This is a genomic window from Streptomyces sp. NPDC002499 (assembly GCF_053595415.1).
In genome coordinates this window covers 364,783-385,412 of sequence record NZ_JBSFXO010000008.1, presented here as the reverse complement: position 1 = coordinate 385,412, position 20,630 = coordinate 364,783, and the positions used below count along the sequence as shown (strand labels likewise).

Annotated in this window: 13 protein-coding genes and 1 tRNA gene; 3 read left to right on the top strand and 11 right to left on the bottom strand. The window is 70.9% G+C overall.

Annotated features, from left to right (window positions below):
- Position 1: 1 nt before the first annotated feature.
- From ACWD5F_RS24580 to ACWD5F_RS24530, 11 genes are all read right to left on the bottom strand, one after another.
- Entirely contained in the window at positions 2 to 1,306 is a 1,305-nt protein-coding gene (locus tag ACWD5F_RS24580; RefSeq protein WP_451257322.1) for an O-antigen ligase domain-containing protein, read from the bottom strand.
- Complete coding sequence (locus ACWD5F_RS24575) at positions 1,299 to 2,849, bottom strand: right-handed parallel beta-helix repeat-containing protein (protein WP_451257320.1); 1,551 nt, start codon at positions 2,847 to 2,849, stop codon at positions 1,299 to 1,301. The genes ACWD5F_RS24580 and ACWD5F_RS24575 overlap by 8 nt, the downstream gene beginning before the upstream one ends.
- Before the next feature lie 9 nt (positions 2,850 to 2,858).
- Positions 2,859 to 4,805: an alginate lyase family protein gene (locus tag ACWD5F_RS24570; RefSeq protein WP_451257318.1), complete on the bottom strand. Its 1,947-nt coding sequence runs from the start codon at positions 4,803 to 4,805 to the stop codon at positions 2,859 to 2,861.
- Complete coding sequence (locus ACWD5F_RS24565) at positions 4,802 to 6,991, bottom strand: bi-domain-containing oxidoreductase (protein ID WP_451257316.1); 2,190 nt, start codon at positions 6,989 to 6,991, stop codon at positions 4,802 to 4,804. The genes ACWD5F_RS24570 and ACWD5F_RS24565 overlap by 4 nt, the downstream gene beginning before the upstream one ends.
- Before the next feature lie 15 nt (positions 6,992 to 7,006).
- Positions 7,007 to 8,941, bottom strand: coding sequence for an asparagine synthase (glutamine-hydrolyzing) (asnB, locus tag ACWD5F_RS24560; protein ID WP_451257314.1), 1,935 nt, complete (start codon positions 8,939 to 8,941; stop codon positions 7,007 to 7,009).
- Positions 8,942 to 8,944: 3 nt separating this feature from the next.
- Complete coding sequence (locus tag ACWD5F_RS24555; protein WP_451257312.1) at positions 8,945 to 10,474, bottom strand: Wzz/FepE/Etk N-terminal domain-containing protein; 1,530 nt, start codon at positions 10,472 to 10,474, stop codon at positions 8,945 to 8,947.
- The gene (locus tag ACWD5F_RS24550; protein ID WP_451257310.1) at positions 10,471 to 11,835 is read right to left on the bottom strand and encodes a Wzz/FepE/Etk N-terminal domain-containing protein; all 1,365 of its coding nucleotides are present in this window, start codon (positions 11,833 to 11,835) and stop codon (positions 10,471 to 10,473) included. The genes ACWD5F_RS24555 and ACWD5F_RS24550 overlap by 4 nt, the downstream gene beginning before the upstream one ends.
- Positions 11,832 to 13,097: a glycosyltransferase family 4 protein gene (locus tag ACWD5F_RS24545; RefSeq protein WP_451257308.1), complete on the bottom strand. Its 1,266-nt coding sequence runs from the start codon at positions 13,095 to 13,097 to the stop codon at positions 11,832 to 11,834. Before ACWD5F_RS24545 ends, ACWD5F_RS24550 begins: the two co-directional genes overlap by 4 nt.
- Positions 13,087 to 14,403 (bottom strand): nucleotide sugar dehydrogenase, encoded by a 1,317-nt coding sequence (locus ACWD5F_RS24540; protein WP_401711969.1) that lies wholly within the window; start codon positions 14,401 to 14,403, stop codon positions 13,087 to 13,089. Before ACWD5F_RS24540 ends, ACWD5F_RS24545 begins: the two co-directional genes overlap by 11 nt.
- Before the next feature lie 70 nt (positions 14,404 to 14,473).
- Positions 14,474 to 15,973: a sugar transferase gene (locus ACWD5F_RS24535; protein ID WP_451257306.1), complete on the bottom strand. Its 1,500-nt coding sequence runs from the start codon at positions 15,971 to 15,973 to the stop codon at positions 14,474 to 14,476.
- Positions 15,974 to 16,854: 881 nt separating this feature from the next.
- Positions 16,855 to 16,931 (bottom strand) — tRNA-Pro (locus ACWD5F_RS24530).
- Between the two features lie 99 nt (positions 16,932 to 17,030).
- Between ACWD5F_RS24530 and ACWD5F_RS24525 the strand changes: the two genes are divergently transcribed.
- From ACWD5F_RS24525 to ACWD5F_RS24515, 3 genes are all read left to right on the top strand, one after another.
- Positions 17,031 to 17,564: a DUF309 domain-containing protein gene (locus tag ACWD5F_RS24525; protein ID WP_451257304.1), complete on the top strand. Its 534-nt coding sequence runs from the start codon at positions 17,031 to 17,033 to the stop codon at positions 17,562 to 17,564.
- An 87-nt stretch (positions 17,565 to 17,651) separates the two neighbouring features.
- Positions 17,652 to 18,425, top strand: coding sequence for a precorrin-6A synthase (deacetylating) (cobF, locus tag ACWD5F_RS24520; RefSeq protein ID WP_451257302.1), 774 nt, complete (start codon positions 17,652 to 17,654; stop codon positions 18,423 to 18,425).
- Between the two features lie 117 nt (positions 18,426 to 18,542).
- Positions 18,543 to 20,621 carry an MDR family MFS transporter gene (locus ACWD5F_RS24515; protein WP_451257300.1) on the top strand — a complete coding sequence of 693 codons (2,079 nt, stop codon included), beginning with the start codon at positions 18,543 to 18,545 and terminating at the stop codon, positions 20,619 to 20,621.
- The last annotated feature ends 9 nt before the right edge of the window (positions 20,622 to 20,630 follow it).

Genomic DNA, 20,630 nt, shown 5'->3' with positions numbered 1-20,630 from the left:
CTCAGTTCACCTCCGAGCCACGGGCCCAGCGCGGGACGTACCGACGGCTGTCTTCGGGCATCAGGAAGGGGGCGGGCTTGGCCGGGGCCGCCAACAGCGAGGCGGCCAGGGCCAGATGCAGCAGATACGGCGAGGCGTCACCGAGACCGGCCTCGGTGTACGAGGCGATCGCGCAGTAGCTGATCAGGAAGATCGCGCAGGCCCTCTCCAGTGACGGCGGCCGCAGCAGCGCGACACCACCCAGTACGGCGATGATCGCCGCGACGAGGGTGACGCCGATCAGACCCTGTTCGTTGTAGACGGCCAGCCAGCTGTTGTCGATCGGCAGCCCGCCGAACGACTTGTCGCCCAGGCCCACGCCGAACAGGTGCTGCGCGGTCGACCGGGGCTCGGCCAGCAGGGCGTTCCACACCTTGGCCCGCCCGGTGAGACTGGAGAAGTTCTCCTGGCTCTGCCCGCGCAGGAACCACGTCTGCAGCGCGGAGGCGAAGCCGACCGCGGCCACCACGGAGATCAGCACCGCCCAGGTGAAGAAGCGGCGGGCCGCGGCACTGGTCAGGACGAGCGAGCCGATCGCGAGCGCCAGCCCGAGCAGCAGGCCGAGCGTGGCCGTCCGGGTGTGGGTCAGCGCGAGCAGCACCAGCGACGGCACGATGACCAGCACGGCGCTGGTCCGGTCGGTCCGTCTGCCGATGACGAGCAGCACGGTGAGCCCGATGATGACCGCCGCGTACTGCCCGATCTGCGGCGGGGTGAGCGGCCACAGCGCGCCGACGAGGCGTCCGCCGTAGAGGTCGGGCAGGGCCTTGCCCGGGGCGACGACCAGGCCGAGGGCCACCGAGCCGAGGACCCCGTAGTACGCCCGGATGTGGTGGCGGACGAAGGTCGCACTGCCGTCCCACCAGCGGGTGAGCAGCCACAGGGTGCCGACGAAGAGTGTCAGGCGGAAGCAGCGGAACAGCGCGCCCATCCCGGACTCCAGGCTCGCGCTGGAGATCACGCTCGACACCAGCAGCAGGGAGAGCAGCAGCACGTAGGCGCTGGACCTGATGCGCACCCGCTGGTTGACCACGAGGGCCAGGCCGAACGCGGCGACCAGCGAGCCCATCGTGACCATCTGGATGAGGGAGCGGGGCAGCGGGACGATGGTCTTGGCCCCGGCGGAGCCGAGCGTGTTGAGGATCAGCAGCCCCCACACGATCCCGACGGCCTTCGGGGTGCGGGCCGGGCGCGGTTCGGCGCCCGGCTGCGTTCCGGCCTTGTCCGGTCCGCCGGGGAGACCCTCGCGCGCGGGGTTGTCAGCCATCTCGACCACCCACCCGCAGATCGAGGGTGCTGCCCTTGTCCTGCCGGTACGGCGCCGCCTGCCACTGTCCGAAGTCGAGCACCCGGCTCTGGTCCTCGACGACGAACTTCCACGGTCCGACGTAGACGTTGTCGTGCCAGCGGTTGTGCTGCTTCTCGGTGATGGCGTCGGCCACCCGCTCGCCCTGGTACGGCGACCAGTCCGGATAGGTGCCGTAGTTGGACAGCAGCCCCATGCGGTCGCACATCTCCGTGCACTTGACGACGGACTCGTCGAGCACGAAGCGGTTGTCGTGGATGTCCACCCGCTGGGTCTTCCACCGGCAGTCGGAGTAGAGCGGCGCCTTGGTGATCGCCGGTCTCACACAGCTGCTCGTCTTCTTCACCAGCCGGGTGCAGTCACCGGAGGAGGTGTTGGCCGGGCTGTTGCAGAACCGGTCGGCGTTCTCCCACAGGGTGATCCCGGACCAGTTGTTCTCCAGCACGTTCCGGTAGACATCGATCTTGTCGGTGCGGGCCGGGATCCGTGGTTCGCCGCCGGACTCCGACAGGTAGACGGTCGCGTAGGGGAAGTTGTCGCCGCCGGCGGCCGCCTTGCGGCCCTCGACCCAGTTGTTCCGCCGGATCGTGTTGTCCCGGATGACCGCGTTGTAGCTGGTCTCGTAGATCAGTGCGGCTCCGTCGTTGTCCTCGATCACGTTGTTCTCGATGCGGAAGTCGTTGTTGTTGGTGTCCGCCCACAACCCCGTTCCACGGTTGTCGTGCACCCAGTTGCCGCTCACGTCGGCGCGGTCGACGGCCCAGAACTTGATGCCTCCGGTACAGCCGCAGCCCTCCCGCCGCCGCTCCCAGTCGCCGGTGTTGTTGCCCACGATCTCGTTGCCCTCGACCACCAGGCCGGTGATGCGGCCGTCGCCCTTGTACGCGTTCATGCCGTACTGGCCGTTGTCGCGCAGGCAGTTGGCGCGCACCTGCTGGCGGTCGCCGGCCATCAGCCCGGCACCGGAGTTGTCCTGGATCGTCGAGTGTTCGATCGTCCATCCGTCGGCCGAGTCGTGGTTGACCACGCCCTCGTCCAGCGGCGGGACGAATCCCCGCACGGTCAGATGGCTGATGGTGACATCGCTCGCGGTACCCGCGAAGGCGTACTGGTTGACCTTGCGGCCGTCGAGCACCGCGCCTGGCGCACCGAGGTAGCGGTCCCCTTTCTTGGGGATGACCTGCGCGTAGCGGTCCCGCTCGAGTCTGTGTGTGCCCGGCCGGAGCCAGAACGTGGTGTTCGGGGGGCTGCTCTTGGTCTTCGCCGCCAGATCGCCGACCACGGCGGGGTCCACGGTCACCGCCCCTGCCAGCGCCTTCGCCGGTCCGGCGGCGGGGTTGGCACACACCCGGGCCACGGGCCGGGCGGCGGACGTGGACGTGGACGGCGCGGCGCTCGGCTTCGCGTCCGGGGCGCTCGACGTGCTCTCGCAGCCGGTCACGGTCAGCACGGCCAGCGCCGGCAGTATCACCGCCAACGCCCGGTGCCGTCTTCTGATGCCCACGTGCCCCCCCTAGCCGCGGAATCCGAGCACTGTGGTGAACCCGTCCGTGCCGTCGGCGAATCCGGTGCCGACGAGCGTGGTGGTGGGTTCCTTGCGCCCGAATCCTGCGGAGTACCACCCGAGCGGTGGGTCGGTCTCGCCGCGATGTGCCCGCCAGGACAGCTGCCCGGGCAGGTCGAGCACCGCGGACCGCCCCTCGCCGTCCCGGATCCAGGTGAGCACCGCCCGGTGCCCCACCAGGTCCGCGGCGATCGCGGGGCCGAGGTGGAACACAAGTCGGACCTCCTGGCGCGGGCCGCGCACCTCGTCGACGATCCTCAGCTCCTGGCTCGCGGCCGTCAGTTCGACCCGGCGACGGTGCACCGAGCCCTGGTAGCCGTCGTGCTCCGCGGCCCAACGGGCCACCCCTGCCCCGGAGTCGTCCACGTCCAGGACGCGGGTGCGGGCGTGCCTGGTCCACAGGAACGGGCCGCCGGAGACGGACTGGTCACCGCCGTCCAGTTGCAGGGTGTTGTGGCCGAGCGTCGAGCGGAAGTACTGCCGCCACACGGGCTGACCGTGGTAGCAGTACGTCCCCGGATCGGCGAGCACGTCGACTCCGTCGTGCCGCACCTCCACGGACAGCGCGTCGGCGTGGGCGTGCGCGGCGATGGACAGGAAGCCGTGCGGGCCGCCGTCGCAGCGGCACCAGATCTCCTCCGGACCGCGCAGGACGGTGAGCCCGGCGTCGGCGAAGTGGGCCGGCCGGGTCGCCGGGCGGGCGGCCGTGTTCTTCGCGTACGGCCGGACGAGCGCGGTCAGCAGCGGGGTGCGCACGTCGGTCGCGGTCACCTCCGGCCACCAGTCGAGCCGGCCGAACACGGCGTCGCCGGTGGCCAGCAGGGAGGCCCAGCGGTCGGTGCCCGCGCCGTCCAGGATCAGGCCGTGGCCGTCGTCCGCGTCTCCCTGACGGGGCGGTCGCAGCCGGTTGTCCACCACGGCCGCCAGCGCGTCGGTCATCCGCAGCAGTACCAGCCGGAGCGACTCGGGCACCGGCACGTCGGCGGCGTCCGCCTCGGCCACGGCGGCCAGGCCCAGTTCCAGGACGAGTCCGTGGTACTCGGTGGCCAGCTCGCGGTTGAGACCGGAGTCGAAAGTGTTGGCGCGCAACTGCCGGTCCAGCGAGCGCAGGGCGTCCGATCGCCAACGCGCCGACGTGGGGAACCAGTTGAACGCGCAGGCCGCGGCGAACTGCCCGGCCGTCTCGGCGATGACGTGGTTGTTGGCCGAGGAACCCCGGCTGGGGAAGCCGGCCAGCCAGCGCTGGTGGTGCCAGATCTGGTTCAGCGCCACCGGGTTGTCCTCGAACAGCTCGGCCGCGCCCGGCCAGCCGTCGAGCAGCCGGCGGACCCACACCCAGGACAGCAGCCGGATGCCCAGCTCGATACCGCTGAGCCAGTGCACGCCGCGCAGTGGCGGGTTGGCCGCCCACCACGACCGCAGATGCTCGGCCACGCGCTCGGCGTACCGCTCGTTGCCGGTGATCGCGTAGGCGGCGGCGAGCACGGTCAGGTACTGGTGCCGCGACAGCTCCCAGATCTGCTTGATGTCCCCGACCGCGTCCTCGTCCCGGTACGGCACGTCGAAGGCGTAGCCCCAGGGGGCCCGGAGCCCGGTCTTCGGGTCGCGCCACCAGTCCGGGTCGTCCAGGTCGTCGCGGACCACCCCGAAGAACTCGGCGTGCCCGTACATCAGCCGGTCCGCCTCGGCGACCAGACGCTTCGCGGCGTCCGGTGCCACCGAGGCGATCGCCTCTTCCGGCAGGACCGCGGTGAACCGGGCGCCGGTCACGCTCGGGCAGTCAGGGCGCGCCGATCGCCACCGCCGCCTCCGCACGGCGTCGCCCGCCCGGCCCGCGACCTCCCGCGGTCCCATCCGGGACAGCCGCCGCAGGTACCAGCCCGCGCTCATGGTCATGGCTGCCTCGCCAGGGTCACCGGTGCGCCGCCCGCCAGGCCGGCCTGCACGGCGAGAGTGGCCACCGTGGTGGCGACCAGCGACTCCAGCGGCACCGGCATCGGTCCGCCGGTCCGAACCGCCTTGACGAACGCGGCCAGTTCGGCGTTCTGGCCCTTGTCCCGGGCCTTGGGCAGCCGCGAACTGACCCACTTCTTGGGGCCGTGGACCGAGGCACGGACGAAGTCGTCGAGCTTCAGCACCTTGCCGTCCCCGACCAGGTCCAGGGTCTCCTTGGGGAAGCCGGAGGCGCCGGTGGTGACGTAGCTGATGGTGGCGGTGGAGCCGTCCGGGTAGCGCAGGACGACCTGGAGGTCCTCGTTGCCGGGCGCGGCCGTCGCGTACACGGAGGCCGGGTCGGCGTCGAGGAGCCAGCTCGCCGTGTCGATGAAGTGGCCGCCCTCACCGGCGAACCGCGAGCCCTCGGCGCCCTGTTGGAGATACCAGCTGCCGTGCTGGAGCTTGCCCGCGTTGACCAGGTAGCGCAGATTCGCCGGACCGCTGCGCGCGCCGAACCGGTCCTTGGCCTCCTGGAGCAGCGGCGCGAAGCGGCGGTTGAAGCCCACCTGGATGCGGTCGTTGCCGGACTCCTCCACCGCCGCGAGGACTCCGGCCAGCTCATCCTCGGTGAGGGCCAGGGGCTTCTCCACGAACACGGTCTTGCCGGCCAGCAGCGCCTGCCGGGTCAGTTCGGCGTGCGAGCTGTGCCGGGTGACCACGAACACCGCGTCGACGGACTTGTCACCGAGGACGGCGTCGAGGTCGGTGGTCGCGTTGGCGAAGCCGAACTTCCGCTGCGCGTTGGCACCGGAGAGCGCGGTCGTGGTGACGACGGTCGACAGTTCGACGCCCTCGCGCCGGGCCAGGTGCGGCAGCAGCATCGACGTCGCGTAGTTGCCCGCACCGACGAACGCGAGACGCACCGGGGTCTTGGCGGACCGGGCCGGGGCGGACGCCTTGGTGGCGGCCGGCACCGCGGGCACGGCCACCGACGGGGCCTGCGGCTCCCCCGCTTCCCCCGTCTGCTCGGGGTACTTGAACAGCACGGCCACGGCCTTCAACTCGCCGTCCTTCAGCCGCTGATACGTCTCCACGGCGTCGTCGAAATCGGCGATGTGGGAGACCAGGGGGTCCACGTCGACCCTGCCTCGGGCGACGAGGTCGAGGAAGCAGGCCAGGTTGCGGCGCTCGGTCCAGCGGACGTAGCCGATCGGGTAGTCGCGGCCCTCCAGCTCGTACGACGGGTCGTAGCGACCGGGGCCGTAGGAGCGCGAGAAGCGGACGTCGAGTTCCTTCTCGTAGTACGCGTTCCAGGGCAGGTCGAGGCGGCACTTGCCGATGTCGACGACCCGGCCGCGGTCCCGCGCGAGGTGGGCGGCCAGTTCGACGGGCTGGTTGCTGCCGCCGCCCGCCGCCAGGAACACCTGGTCCACGCCGTGGCCGTCGGTGAGTTCGGCGACGGCCGCTTCCACGGCGGCCGAGGCGGGGTCGCCGCAGGCCGCGGCGCCCAGGCGCTCGGCGAGTTCGCAGCGCGCCGGGTCCGGGTCGGCGCCGACCACGCGGACGCCCGCCGCGGTGAGGAGCTGCACCACCAGTTGCCCGATGAGGCCGAGGCCGATGACCAGGGCGACCTCGCCGAGCTGGGGCTCGCCCTGACGCACGCCCTGCATCGCGATCGAGCCGACGGTGCCGAAGGCCGCGTGCTGCGGGGCGAGGCCGTCGGGGACCGGGGCGTAGAGGTTCTTGGGGACCCAGTTCAACTCGGCGTGCAGCGCGTGTTCGTTGCCCGCGCAGGCGACGAGGTCGCCGACCTTCACGTCGTCGATGCCGGCGCCGACCTGCTCGACGACCCCGCACAGCGAGTAGCCGAGCGGGGTGTAGGAGTCCAGCTTGCCCATCACCTTGCGGTAGGTGGCGGGCAGTCCGTTGGTGGCCACGCTCTGCATGACCTTGGCCACCTGGTCCGGGCGGGAGCGGGCCTTGCCCAGCATCGACATGCCGGCCTCGGAGACCTTCATGAGCTCGGTGCCGGTGGATATCAGCGAGTAGGCGCTGCGCACCAGCACACCGCCCGGCTTGCACCCCGGTACCGGAACGTCGAGCACCGCGAGCTCGCCGCTCTTGTAGTTCTGTACAACCTGCTTCACCAGAACTCCTGTTTTCTAAGCCGTCGTCCGAGCGCTCTGGGCGGGGCCAGAGGTCGCGTCGCGATACCAGTACTCGAGGGTCAGTACGTGCCACAGATGCTTGGAGTAGTCCGTCTGTCCGGCGGCGTCCTCGGCGACCATCCGGGCCAGCGCGTCCCGGCGCAGCAGCCCGGACCGGACGAGTTCGCCGTCGTTGACCACCTCGCGCACCAGGGGTGCCAGGTCCCGGCTCATCCAGGCCCGCAGCGGGGCGCTGAACAGGCCCTTGGGCCGGTACACGATCTCCTTGGGCAGGATCGAGGTGGCCGCCTCCTTGAGGACGGCCTTGCCCTGGCGCCCGACGATCTTGCGGCTGCCGGGCACGGCGAACGCCGCCTTGACGACCTCGATGTCGACGTACGGCGTCCGGACCTCGGTGGAGGCGGCCATGCTGGAGCGGTCCGTGTACGTGAGGTTCAGGCCCGGCAGGAACATGCGGGAGTCGGTCAGGCACATGCGGTTGACGAAGTCGTCGAGGTCGTTGTCCTGGTAGACGTCCGTGTGCTCGGTGATGACGTCGTCGACCGTCCCGGCGAGGTCCGGATTGAGCAGCGCGAGCAGCTCGTCCTGGTCGTACATGGTGTAGCTGCGCCGGAACGCGGTCTCCTCCGGCAGACCGGCGAAGGACAGGAACCGCTTCGCGAAACGCACCGACCGGTAACCCCGGGTGGCCGAGGCGACCGGCAGCCGGTCCACGACCCCGGACACCCCGCGCCGCAGGGGTCGCGGGACGCGCTGGTAGCGCAGCGCGAGCAGGTTGGCGAAGTGCTTGCGGTACCCCGCGAACAGTTCGTCCGCGCCCATGCCCGAGAGCATCACCTTGACCCCGGCTTCCCGGGCGGCCATGCAGATCAGGTACGTGTTGATCGCGGCGGGGTCGCCGATCGGCTCGTCCAGGCTGTACGTCATCTGCGGCAGCAGGTCGAGCACGTTCGGGGCGATCTCGATCTCGTGCAGGTCGACGCCGAACTGCTGGGCGACCTGCCGGGCGTAGCGCAGGTCGTCCGGCATCGCCTCGAACTTGGCGTCCTCGGCGCGGAATCCGATCGTGTAGGCGGAGATCCCCGGTTGGTGGCGGGCCGCCAGCGCGGTCAGATAGCTGGAGTCGAGACCGCCGGAGAGGAAGGTCGCCACGGGTACGTCGGACATGAGGTGGCGCCGGGTCGACTCCTCGACGATGGCGGCGAGGTCCGGCCGTTCGCCGGCCAGGGCGCGGTCCCGGCCCTCGGCGGCGACGTTCTTGAGGCTCCAGAAGGTGCCGCGCTCGACCCGGCCGTCGGGCCGGCACCGCAGCCAGCTGCCCGGCGGCAGTTTCTCGGCCTCGCGGAACGCACAGCGGGAGTCGGGCACCCAGTAGTAGAGGAGGGAGGCAACGAGCGCCGCCTGGTCCACCTCCAGCTTCTTGCCGGTCGCGGCGGCGAGCGCCTTGAGCTCGGAGGCGAACATCAGGCCCTCGCCGCGCCGGAGCAGGAAGAGCGGCTTGATGCCGAGCTGGTCGCGGACGAGCACCAGGTCACCGGTGCGCTCGTCGAAGATGCCGAACGCGAACATGCCGCGCAGCCGGGGCAGACAGTCGGTGCCCCAGCGCCGCCAGGCCTCCAGGACCACCTCGGTGTCGGAGGTACCCCGGAAGCGCACCCCGGTGGCCTCCAACTCCGTCCGGAGTTCAGGGGCGTTGTACAGCTCGCCGTTGTACGTCAGGGCGAGGCCGTCCGAGACCATCGGCTGGGCGCCGGTCTCGGACAGGTCGATGATGGACAACCGGCGATGCCCGAGCTGCACTTCGCCGTCACCGACCGGGTGGCCGTAGCGGCCCGAGCCGTCCGGGCCGCGGTGGGCGAGGGTGTCGGTGAGCCGGTCGGTCACGGCCTTTCCGTCCGGCCATCGGTACGTGCCCGCGATACCGCACATGTCCTACCTCACCTCCTGGTCGTTGTCCGGGACCCGGGCGGCCCGTATCGGCTGCCGTTCGGGGAGCCGTCGTTCCGTTCGATCCGTGGCGTTGTGCCAGGTCGGCGGCTCGCTGCGGCCGCGCAGCGCGTTGGCCAGGCCGTCCCACAGCGTGCCGTCGGTCCGGTCGCGCGGATCGGGGTCGATCAGCACGACACCGACCACCGGGATGCGCTGGTCCGCGAGCTGTCGTGCCACGGTGTGCAGCCATGCGGCGCTGCCGTGCCCGGCGCGTACGACGAGGACGGTGCGGCCGCCGAGGTACTGGAGGTCGGTCCACGCCGTGCCGGGTGCCACCGAGCCGACGCCGATCCGCTGGTCCTGAGGGGGCACGGTCGCGGCCTCCTCGCCGCCGACCACGGTGGGGTCCCCCGGTTTCGGGCGGCGGCGCGAGAGCTGTGTGCCGGGGAGGCCGTCGACGACGCTCACCGGTCCGTCCTCCCCGAGGGCCCGGGCGAGACCGAGGGCGATCACGGCTGTGCTGCGCGCGCAGCCCAGTTCCAGCAGCGACAGCGGTTCCGCCGAGCCGCGCGCGGTGCGGGCCAGCGTCGTGGTGAGCCGTTCGCGGGCCACCCGGGTCCGCCGTCGCTGCCACAACCGGCCGGACCTGCGCGGCAGTTCCGCGATGACCGAGGCACCGAGGTTCGCCGCGATGTCCCGGCGCAGTACGGGGCGGTCCCCGACGACCACGCCGACCGCGGCCAGCGCGAGCCCGAGGAAGAGCCCGAGGACGAGTCCGACCACGCCGTCGGTGACGAGAGCCTTGGGCAGGGAGTGCTTCACCGCGCGCGGGGCGTCCACGATCTGGGTGCCGGCGACGAGCTGGGGCGCGCCGACGCGTGCTTCCTCGGCGCGTTGGCCGAAGTCGGAGATCTGCGAGGTGAGCTCGGCCCGCCGGGCGAAGAGCGACTCCAGGTTCGCCGCGTCCGCCGGGTCGGTGTCGGGCGACCTGCCGCCGATCGTCTTGTTGACGTCGGCGAGCTCCGACTGCATCCGGGCGCGCTGGTCGAGGAGGCCCTGGGCGTTGGCGTCGGCGATCTGCTGGATCCGCTTGGCGTGGTCCGCGACGAACGCCTCGGCCAACGCCTTGGCCCGGGCCACCGCTTCCGCGTCGGTCTTGGCCGTCACATCGATCTGAAGGACGTTGTTGGTCAGTCCGGTGCCCCGGTAGTCCTTCATGAAGTCCTCGGGTTTCTCGGAGGACTTGAGGATCTTCAGGGCCTGGCCGGCGATCCGTGAGGTCGCCAGCAGCTGCGCGTCGGTGCGGATCAGCGTTCCGGTGTCGTTCGGCTGGTCCTCCTGGTGCGCGACCAGCACCTTGGCCGTGGCCGCCGGTGCCGGTGGCAGCAGGACCGCCACGGCCGCGCCGGCCAGCAGCCCGAGCAGTGCCATGGCGCCCCACAGACGGCGGCGTCTGCGCACCGCGACCACCAGCGCCTGGAGGTCGAGGAGCGGGGTGGCGGCCGACGACTCCGAAGTCGTGCTCGTCGTCACGCTGGATCTCCTGTCCCGTGGCCGTGCACCGCGAGCGCCATGGTGGCCTCGTCAGACAGGCGGTCGGCGGTCCGCGCCGGGCGGGTGTGGACGGTGCCGGCGACGACGACGCCGACGAGTTCGTGCCCGCCGTCCGCGCACGCCCCGGCGATGCCGGCGAGTTCGCCGGCGGTCCAGTTGCCCGCGCTGAGGATGGCGAGGGCACCGGACTCGGTGTCGCTGTCCGGCACGATCGGCCGGTCCACCGAGACCTCCACGACCCGCAGCCGGGGGTCACCGGTGGCCTCGGTCGCGAGCTGTCCGGCGGCCAGCCGGGCGACCTCGTCGCCTTCCGGCACGACGACCAACAGCCGCCGGGGGGCGGGCAGTTGGTTCCGCAGGCGGGTGCACACCCGGCGGTAGCGGATCCGCCGCTCGGCCTCGTCGCCGGACAGCAGCGGGGTGGGCAGGTCCCATCGGGTGTCGGTGCCGAGGAACCGGCGCAGCCTGGCCCGTACGCCGTGGCTCTCGGGCCGGTGCCGTTCGCCGGGCACGTCGACGGTGCCGAGGAAGGGTGCGCCGAGCGCGGCGACGATCTCCGGTTCGGTGCGCAGCCGGCGGTTCACCCGTGCGGTGGCGAGATGCCCTACGAGGGCGAGCAGGAAGAACAGCAACGCCCCGCCGGCGATGAGCTGTGTCCTCGTCGGCGCCGCCGCGCCGGTCGGCCGGGGAGCCGGTCCCATGACGACCAGGCCGGCCTTGGCGGTCGCCGGGTTGGCCTCCTCCAGCTTCTTCATGGCGTCCGCCAGTCCGGTGCGCAGGGCTTCGAGCTCGGTGCGGGTCTGCACGCCCTCCACGGTCTGCCCCGGATCCGCCGAGTCGGCCAGCTCGGTGATGCGGCGGTTGGTCTTGGCCACCTGCTTCCGCAGTGCCTCCGTCGCGGTGTCCGCCGCGGGGTCGGTGCTGCCGCCCGCGATGCGGGTGGCGAAGGTGACGAACTGCTGGGCCAGTTGGTCGGCGAGCCGCTGCGCGCGCTCCGGGGTGTCGGCCGTGCCCGAGACCTTGATGATGTTCCCGTCGTCGGCCTTGGCACTCACCTTGTCCCGCAGTTCGGTGCCGTCGACGCCTTTCCAGTGGAGCGCGGCGGCGGCGCGGTCGACCACCGCCGAACTGGTGGCGATGTCCACCTGGGTCAGCAGTTCGCGCTCTTCCCACTGACCGGGCAGCAGTACCGATGCCTCCGCCGTGTAGCGCGGCGGAAGCAGCAGCGCCGAGGTGCCGTAGCCGACGAGCGCGCCGACCACGGCGAGGACGGCGAGGAGCCGCCAGCGCCGCCGGAGAATCCGTCCGATCGTGGCCAGACGGATCGTGTCGTCATTCAATGGTGCGGCCTCTTCCCCGTACGGACCGGCCCACCCGTCGACACCGGGGCTTGGTCCCGGGTGGCGGCGGCGTAGGCGGCGAGCAGCGACGCTTGCGAGTTCTCCCAGGACAGCGGGCCGCTGATCCGCTCCTGGCCGATCCTGCCCATCCGGGCCCGCTTCTCCGGATCGTCCAGGAGCAGCGCGATGAGCTTGGCGAACTGGGCCTCGTCGTCGTCGGGCGCGTAGACGGCGGCGTCACCGGCGGAGACGCGTGCCTCCCGGAGGTCGAACGAGACGATCGGTCGCCCCATCGCCATGTACTCGAGGACCTTGTTCATGGTCGACACGTCGTTCAGCGGATTGCACGGGTCGGGGGAGAGACAGACGTCCGCGGTGCACAGGTAGCGCACCAGGTCGGCGTCCGGGATGCGCCCGGTGAACTGCACCCGGTCGGACAGGCCGAGCTCCCGGGCCAGCTCCACCATCGCGTCGAAGGCGTCGCCGGCGCCGACGAAGACCGCGTGCCAGTCGGTCCGGCCGACCTCGTCGCGCAGTTTCGCCAGGGCCCGCAGGGCGTAGTCGACGCCGTCCTGAGGTCCCATGACGCCGAGATAGCAGAGCAGATGGGACTTGCCGCGCTTCAACTCCGGCTCCGCAGGCACCGGTTGGAACCGGTCGGTCGAGGGCGCGCTGCGCACCACGAAGACGTCCTCCGGCCGCTTGCCGCCACGGCGCAGTGCGACGTCCCGGTAGCTCTCGTTCGTGGCGAGCACGATGTCGGCGGCCCGGTAGGTCCGTCGCTCCAGCGCGCACACGGCGCGGTAGAGCAGGTCCTCGCCACGGTCGAACCGGGAGAGGTACAGCTCGGGCACCAGGTCGTGCTGGTCGAAGACGAACCGCGCGCCGCGCCGCTTCATCCACAGCGCCGGCAGGAACAGCAGGTCGGGCGGGTTGCAGGCGTGGACCACGTCGACCGGGCCGACCTTGCGGGCCAGCCGGAGCGTGTGCCAGAGCGCCGATCCGTACTCCCGCAGATAGCCGGCCGGTCCTCCGGTGGCGGCGCGCAGCGGGTAGCGGTGGATCCGCACCCCGTCGATCACCGCCTCCGGCTCCGTGTCCCGCTTCTCGCCCCGGGGGCAGATGACGTGCACCTCCCAGCCGGCGTCGCGCAGCGTGGTGCATTCCTGCCACACCCGTCGGTCGAAGGGGACCGACAGGTTCTCCACGAGGATCAGCGCGCGACGGTTCGTGCCGTCGCCGCCGGTCGCGTTACCAAGCAAGGCCCATGTACCCCGGTTCGGTCCGGCGCGCGTCGGCGTCGGGAAGGCGGATGAGGTCGATGATCGCCGGGCTGCCCGCATGGGGCAGCGCCGACAGCACGGCGGGATCCTTGGTCCCGACCAGGCACACCTCGGCGTGCTCCAGCACCTCGTCGACGGAGTCGGCGAGCAGTTGGGCGAGATGCGGCAACCGGCTCTCGATGTACTCGCGGTTGGCGCCGAGCAGCCGGGAGAGGCTCACGTTGGCGTCGTAGATCTTGAGGTCGTAGCCCTTGCCGAAGAGCCGCTCCGCCAGTTCGACGAGCGGGCTCTCGCGGAGGTCGTCGGTGCCGGGCTTGAAGGACAGCCCGAACAGGCCCACCTTGCGCTTGCCGGTGCGCTCGACCAGGTCCACCGCGCGCTGCAGATGGTCGGAGTTGGAGGCCAGCACGTGGGACAGGATCGGCACGGAGACGTCGGCCCGCTGCGCCGCGAAGACCAGGCTGCGCAGGTCCTTGGGCAGGCAGGAGCCGCCGAAGGCGAAGCCGGGACGCAGGTAGGCGGGGCTGATGTTCAGCTTGCGGTCGGCGAGGAAGACGTCCATCACCTGGTGCGAGTCCACGCCGAGGGCCTGGCACACGGCGCCCAGTTCGTTGGCGAAGCCGATCTTGAGGCCGTGGAAGGCGTTGTCCGCGTACTTGATGGCCTCGGCGGTCGGGATCGGCACCCGGAACACCTCGCCGGGCAGGCCGTCGTAGAGCGCCGCGACCGCGTCGCCGCTGGCCGGGTCGAGTTCGCCGATGACGGTCTTCGGCGGGTCGAAGAAGTCCTTGACGCTGGTGCCCTCGCGCAGGAACTCCGGGTTGACCGCGACCCCGATGTCCACGCCGGCGGTGCCGCCGACGTGCTTCTCGAGGATCGGCACCAGCAGGTTGAGGCAGGTGCCCGGGAGCATGGTGCTGCGGAAGACGACGGTCTGGCGGCCGCCCCGCTCGGCGAGCGCGGCGCCGATCTCCTCGGTGACCCGCTCCAAGTAGGTCGTGCACAGGCTGCCGTTGGGCTCCGACGGGGTGCCCACGCAGATCAGCGACACCTCGCTGTCCGCGATCGCCTCGCGGACGTCGCGGGTGGCGCGCAGGGCTCCCGTCCGTACGACCTCGGCGATGAGTTCGCCGATACGTTCTTCCACCACGGGTGCCTTGCCGTCGTTCACCAGGTCGACCTTCACCTGGTTGACGTCCACCCCGATGACCTCGTGGCCCATGCTGGCCAGGCACGCGGCCGATACACAGCCCACGTAGCCGAGTCCGAAAACGCTGACTCTCATGACCGGTCTCTCCCCCCAGGCAGGCCGTTGCGGCCTGCGGTCCGCGCGTCGGTCGGACGACCCCCGCGCATCAGTAGGCCCCCTGCCCGTGGATCACGGCGCGCAGGGTCTTCCACAAGATCACCGTGTCCAGGGCGAGCGACCAGTCCTCCACGTACCGCAGGTCGAGGCGGACGGCCTCCTCCCACGGCAGGTCGCTGCGTCCGCTGATCTGCCACAGGCCGGTGAGCCCGGGCTTCACCAGCAGCCGGCGCCGGATGTCCGGGCCGTACTCGGCGGACTCCTCCGGCAGCGGGGGCCGCGGTCCGACGAGCGACATGGCTCCGGTGAGCACGTTGAAGAGCTGCGGGAGCTCGTCGATCGAGTAGCGGCGCAGCACCGTGCCCACCCGGGTCACCCGCGGATCCCGGCGGAGCTTGAACAGCAGGCCCGCGCCCTCGTTGCGGTCGGCCAGCTCGGCGCGTGCCTTGTGGGCCCCGATGACCATGGTGCGGAACTTGAGCATGGTGAACTCGCGGCCGTCCTTGCCGACCCTGCGCTGGCGGTAGAAGGCCCCGCCCCGGCTGTCCATCACCACGAGCAGCCCGACGACGATCAACAGCGGCGCGAACAGCACCAGCAGAATCGTTGCGCCCAGTCGGTCGACGACCCCTTTGATCGCCCGGCGGCCCCCGGTGAAGGTCGGCATGCTGACCCGCAGCAGTGGGATCCCGAGCACCGCGTCGACGTGCAGTCGCGGGCCGGCCACCTCCATCAGCACGGGCGCGACGATCATCTCGGCGTCGCTGCCCTCGAGGTTCCAGGCCAGGCGCTGCAGCCGGTCCGGTGACCAGTGCGGGTCGGGTGTGACCGCGACGACCCGGTAGCCGTCGTGGCGGACGTGCTTGGCGACGTCCTCCAGCAGGCCTATGACCGGCACACCGTCCAACTGGTCGCCGTCCAGGCCGCCTTGCTCGCCGTCGACGCCGCGGCCGTCAGTGGTGCACACGGCCTCCACCCGCCAGCCGAGGTGCGGGAACTTACGGGTGCGGGCGATCAGGTCGCGCACGGTCGCCGGGCTCCCGGCGGCGAGCACCGGTCTCAGGCAGCGTCCTTCGTTGCGCTGTCTGTGCAGCCAGAGGCGGAGCACATACCGCTCCGTCATGGTGACGAGCGCGATCGCGGGGATCGCGACGAAGATCCAGAGCTTGATGTTGCGCGAGGTCAGAGCGATCCCGCCGAGCGCCAGGACGACGGTCGCCGTGAACAGCGAACGTCCGAGCCGGCGGAATTCCTCGGCACCCTGGCCGAGCACGGCCGGAGCCCACGAACGGCTCACCGCCAGCGCTCCCAGCACCAGCAACTGGGTGCCGAATGCGAGAATTCCCCATTTCTCGTGCCAGTTGGCCGCGTCCCGGGCCCCGAAGAAGTCTCCGATCGCCGCCACCACGCAGGCGGTGGCCACGGTGTCGCTGGTGATCACGGTACGTCTGTACCGCTGCTCCCAGTCGGTCGCGGGCTGACTGATTACCCCGTCCGCCAGACGCTCGCGCGCCGCCGAAAAAGGGCCGACTATTCCCCCCTGTGGCACAGAACCCCCCAAGGTCCCCAGTGGTACGACGTGTTCGCCTCACACTGTTTCGCTCCCTGCGGAGGTCCCCGCCCTCCGCAGCGCTGTTCCCCCCGAGAAACTGCCGCCCCTCTTCCCCTGCCGGGAGGCCCCTACCTCCCGTGCGTGGCGGCCCGGCCGTCGCGGAGCCACCTGAACCGCTACCGATCACCCCGCCGACGAACCTGGACGCTCCCCGCGCCACAAGCCCCTCTCGGGCTTCGACAGTCGGTCTCCCCCACGCCTGACGCGAGGGCCACCGATACTGTCCGCCTTGCCGCCGGACCCATAGATCATCATTTGTCGCCTGGTGTCACAGCTTGCGAAGCACGGTCAATCTAGACCATCTGAGCCCGTCTGCAGAGAGGCTTGTGTGCAATTTGTGCGCAAGATTTGAAGAAGAGTCATCGGACCAGTGCCGCCCCGCGCGTCTCCCGGTACACAGAAGACGCCCACAGCCCAGCAACGGCGGGAGTTTTACGAGCCGCGGGCACCGATAATCCGAGGCGCCCCCGGCACTGAACGAGGGCGCCCAGTAAGGGCTTTCATCACTCTGCCCGCACCGCCGGACACCGGGGGTGGCCTCGGCCGGGTCGTCGCCGTCGGCTCCACGACCGCACGGGTGTCTCGACCGATCGGCCGCGCTCACACAACGCCAGATACGGTCGTGACCGAAAAGGCGCACTCCTTATGAGCCACCAGTGGTTGCCCCGACGTGAACCGCCCATGGACGTCAAGAATTGTTTTCGACAATCTCCGCCACGGAATTCCGCCTTAGCCTCGGCATGCGGCCACCGGCCTTCCGGGAACGCGAAAGCCGCCCTCTCATGAATGAGAGGACGGCCACCGACCCGCCACAAAGCTGGTCGGGACGACAGGATTTGAACCTGCGACCCCTTGACCCCCAGTCAAGTGCGCTACCAAGCTGCGCCACGTCCCGATGCGACACACGCGGAGAAACACGTGATCACGCGGACAGTACTTTACCGCACGCCGCGTGCCGCCCCGAAGGGGGCATGGGGCGCGGGACACTTGGCGCATGAGTACTACGGGACGCGGCAGCGACGCAGCGCCGGACGAAGTCACCGACCGGCGCGACCGGGACGCCGACGGACGGGCACGCAATGCCCGGCCGCGCGACGGGCTCGGGCGACCGCTGCCCTATGGGGCGGCCGGCGTCGAGCGGCAGCCCGAGGGAGTCGTACGTCCCCCGGAGCGGTCCGTCGTCGAAGCGCAGGAGTTGCTCTCGGCCGGGAAGCCCTTCCACGCGCACGAGGTGTTCGAGGACGCCTGGAAGTCGGGGCCGGCGGAGGAGCGAGCCCTGTGGCGGGGGCTGGCCCAGCTCGCGGTGGGGCTCACGCATGCCGCGCGCGGCAACCTCACCGGCGGCGTCCGGCTGCTGCGGCGGGGCGCCGGGGCGGTGGAGGAGTGGGCGTCGGAGACGGCACGGCAGCGGCCGTACGGGATGAACCTCGCGGGGTTGGCCGGGTGGGCCCGGGAGTTGGCGGACGACGTGGAGCGGGACGGCACGAGCGTGGACGCGGGGGCGCGGGCGCCTCGGCTGCGGGGGTAGGCCTCCTCGCAGGTCTCTCTGGTCCTCGCAGGTCCACGCGCGGAGCCGGTGCACGCGTTGTCAGTGGTGTGCGGCAGACTCGACGGCGTGCGAAAGATTCATGTCATCGGTATCGGCGCGGGCGACCCCGACCAGCTGACCCTGCAGGCGGTCAGGGCGTTGCGCGGCACGGACGTGTTCTTCGTCCTGGACAAGGGCGAGGTGAAGAGCGACCTCACCCGGCTGCGCCGGGACATGCTCGACGCGCACGTTCCGCAGGGGTCGTACCGGGTGGTGGAGGCCCGCGATCCGGAGCGGGACCGCGCCGCCGGGGGTGCGGCGTACTCCCCCGCCGTCGGGGACTGGCGCAGCGCCCGGGCCGCCATCTACCAGCGGCTCATCGCCGAGGAACTGGGCGAGGAGGAGAGCGGCGCGTTCCTGGTGTGGGGGGATCCCGCGCTGTACGACAGCACGCTCGGCATCCTGGAGGAGATCCTGGAGCGGGGCGAAGTCGCCTTCGAGTACGACGTCGTGCCCGGGATCAGCAGCGTCTCGGCGCTGGTCGCCCGGCATCGGACGGGGCTCAACCGGGTGGCCGGGTCGGTCCAGATCACCACCGGGCGGCGGCTGGCCGAGGGCTTCCCGGACGGGGTGGACGACGTGGTGGTGATGCTCGACGCGCACCAGGCCTTCAGGCGGTACGCCGACCAGGACATCGACATCTACTGGGGCGCGTACATAGGCACCCCGGACGAGATCCTCGCCTCCGGTCCCATCGCCGAGGCCGGTCCGCGGATCGAGCGGCTGCGGGCCGAGGCCCGGGAGCGCAAGGGCTGGATCATGGACACGTATCTGCTGCGCCGGAACCCCGGCCGGAGCTAGGGCTGTCGTGCCCGCGCCGCCGGGCTGATCCGAACGACAGCCCCCAAGGGTAAATTCCGCCACCCGAGCGGTCCCTCAACACGTGCGCCTCCGGCGGCCCGGTGGGATCGTGACCTCGTGACAGTGACCGAGGACACCGCACCGCCCGCCGCCTCGCAGCCGCCGGTGCTGGACGCGCGTCGCCGCAACATCGTCTTCGTGACGATCATGCTGGGCATGCTGCTGGCCGCCTTGGACCAGACGATCGTGGGCACGGCGCTGCCGACGATCGTGTCGGACCTGGGCGGCGCGGAGCACATGTCGTGGGTGGTGACCGCCTACCTGCTCGCGGAGACGGTGTCGACCGTGCTGGTCGGCAAGTTCGGTGACCTGTTCGGCCGCAAGGTGGTCTTCCAGGTCTCGGCCATCGTCTTCATCTCGGGCTCGTTCCTGTGCGGCTTCTCCACCAACATGACGCTGCTGATCGCCTGGCGCGCGGTGCAGGGCATCGGCGCCGGTGGCCTCATGGTGACGGCCATGGCGCTGATCGCCGACGTCATCCCGCTGCGCGAACGCGGCAAGTACCAGGGCGCGATCGGCGCGGTGTTCGGCGTCGCCACGGTCATCGGACCGCTGCTCGGCGGCCTGTTCACCGACCATCTGACCTGGCGCTGGGCGTTCTACGTCAACGTGCCCATCGCGATCGTCGTCGTGATCGCGGCCGCCCGCACCATCCCGGTGGTGAAGGCGGTGTCCCGGCCGGTGATCGACTACCTGGGCATCGCGCTGGTCGCGGTCGGCGCCAGCGCGCTGATCCTGGCGACCAGTTGGGGCGGCAACGAGTACGCGTGGGGTTCGGCGACCATCATCACGCTGTTCGTCGGCGGCGCGATCGCGCTGGGGCTGTTCTGCTGGGTGGAGACCCGGGCCAAGGAAGCGATGCTGCCCATGCGGCTGTTCGCCAACCCGGTGTTCACGGTCTGCTCGATCCTCAGCTTCATCGTCGGCTTCGCGATGCTCGGCGCGTTGACGTATCTGCCGACCTATCTGCAGTACGTCGACGGCGACTCGGCCACGGTCTCCGGCGTACGGACACTGCCGATGGTGATCGGGCTGCTGATCGCGTCCGTCGTCAGCGGCAACGTGGTCAGCAAGACCGGGCAGTACCGCTGGTTCCCGATCGTCGGCTCCGTGGTGATGGGCGTCGGCCTGTATCTGATGTCCCTCATGGGCCCCTCCAGCGGTGCGTGGCTGGAGTCGCTGTACATGTTCGTGCTCGGTACCGGGATCGGCCTGTCCATGCAGGTCCTGACGATCGCCGTGCAGAACACCGTCGACTACGCCGACCTCGGCACCGCGACCTCCGGCGTCACCTTCTTCCGTACGCTGGGCAGTTCGTTCGGCACCGCGGTGTTCGGCACGATCTACGCCAACTCCCTCAAGCCGAACCTCTCCGAGGGCGTCGCCGACGCCGCGCGGGTCGGCGGCGTGGACCCGGCCACTCTCACCAAGGCGGCGAGCAGTCCGGAAGGCCTGCACAAACTGCCCTCGGCCACGGCCGAACCCATCGTCAACGCCTACGCGGACACGCTCCAGACGGTCTTCCTGTGGACCGTGCCCGTCGCGGTCGTCGGGTTCGTCGTCGCCCTGTTCCTCAAGCAGGTCCAGCTGCGCGACAGCGCCCGGGCGGGCTCCACCGACATGGGCGAGGGGTTCGCGTCGCCGCGCGGCGGGGACTCACAACGCCTGCTCGAAGCGGCCGTGGGGAAGATCATCGGCAGCACGGACCTGGACACCGCCCGGCGGCTCATCTCGGACTCCGACACACGGCTGGACATCGCCGGGGCCTGGGCCGTGATGCAGGTCGAGCTGTACACGCGGATGGTGGGCCACTCCAGCCTCGGGCTGATCGCCGCACGCCGGCATCTGCCGCCTGAGGTACTGCTGCCGGTCTTCGACCGCATGGTCTCGGAGGGCTATCTGACCCGCGACGGCAATCTGCTCTCCCACACCGCGGCGGGCAAGCGTGAGGCCTCGGTCATCGGCGAGGCCTGGGGGAAGTGGCTGGAGGACCGGGTGCAGCAGGACGTCGGCCGCCCGTCCGGCACCGACCTGCGCGCGGCGGTGGACACGATCGCCAAGCGCCTGCTGGTCGAGGACATGTCCACCGGACTGCCGCAGAGACAGCCGGAGTTGGCGAAGAGCGGGCCGAAGTAGCTCAGCACG